At 67.7% G+C, this 1,212-nt stretch carries 2 protein-coding genes; both read right to left on the reverse strand.

Annotated features, from left to right (window positions below; all coding sequences use genetic code 11):
• Nucleotides 1–54 precede the first annotated feature (54 nt).
• Nucleotides 55–429 carry a hypothetical protein gene (locus ACFWEP_RS34740; RefSeq protein WP_387376306.1) on the reverse strand — a complete coding sequence of 125 codons (375 nt, stop codon included), beginning with the start codon at nt 427–429 and terminating at the stop codon, nt 55–57.
• Nucleotides 430–436: 7 nt separating this feature from the next.
• On the reverse strand, nt 437–1,212 hold a 776-nt coding region (locus ACFWEP_RS34745), incomplete at its 5' end, for a hypothetical protein (RefSeq protein ID WP_387376308.1).

A 1,212-nucleotide genomic window follows, 5' to 3' on the forward strand; every position in this document is an offset into this window, starting at 1 on the left:
CTCCTGCCCTTCCGGTCCCGTTTCCGGTCCCGGGTCCGGTCCGGCCCTTCCGCTTCACCTGCCTCTCAGCGTGCGGAAGTCGGCGTACATGCGGATCAGGCCTTCCCGGCTGTTTCTCACGGCGAGGAACTCCAGGACCCTGGTGAACAAGTGGTCGAGGGCCCGCCGCTCCTGCTCCGGCGTCAGAGGTCCGCGCCATTCGCCGGGATCGACCTCGGGAACGGCTTCGCGGAAGATCTCCTTGTACCAGGCGAAGCTGGAGAGCTCCTGCCGCTGGACGCAGAGCCACTCCGCGAAGCCGCGGAAGAAGCCCCGGGACTGGGCCACGTCGATGCCGTTCAGCAGCATGACGGTCGGGTAGTACCGGCCGTCGAGACCGTACGTTCCCGGATTGGCGCGGATGTCCTCGATGAGGGGCTTGTCGTTCACGGGTTCCTCAAAACGGCCAGTCGATGTTCTGGGGCTTGCTCCACCTGGACTTGTACTCGGCGACGGTCTCACCGGCCCGACCGGTCCAGGCGTCGTACACCCGGCCCTCGTACACCACCACGGCGTGCCACCACCACTGGCTGTCCTGGCCCCGGTAGTAGGGAAGCTCGCCTCCCTGATTGTTCTCCAGGGTGAAGATCGTACCGCCGCCCAGACTGTCCCGGATGTTCTCGGCACACACGTCGCAACCGCCGCTGCGGGGGATCTCGGACACGTCCCGGGGGAGGCCGGGGATGTCGTGCTCACCGCAGGAACGGCCCGACGAGGCCGCCATCGGCACGGCCGAGCTCACGGACACCAGGCTCACCGACACCGTGCTCGCCCGGGCGGTCGACGCCTCGGTCACGTACGAGGCCGTTGTCGCGGACAGCGTCGTCTTGCCGAGGATCTTGCAGCCGCGCCTGAGGAGCTTCAGCCCGTCGTACGCCTTCTCCAGCGCCTTGAGCTTGGCGCCGACGAGCGCGTCCACGGCGAGGCCGCTGCAGTGCTCCAGGTCCCTCTCGCGCAGACAGGTGTCCAGTTCGGTGAGGCCGGCCAGATCCAGGGCGAATTTGGCACCCGTCTCCAGACCGGCACCGATCTCCGCGCCGTTCTCCAGGATCTGGCAGTCGATCGGGCTCTGGTAGCACCAGCGGACGTACTCCTGCGGGTCGCAGGGGACGAACGACTGCCCGCAGCGGTACAGCTCGGCGGCGCGCCTGCCGTTCTCGTTCCGTTCCTTCT

Source organism: Streptomyces sp. NPDC060198 (assembly GCF_042728415.1).
Classification (GTDB): domain Bacteria; phylum Actinomycetota; class Actinomycetes; order Streptomycetales; family Streptomycetaceae; genus Streptomyces.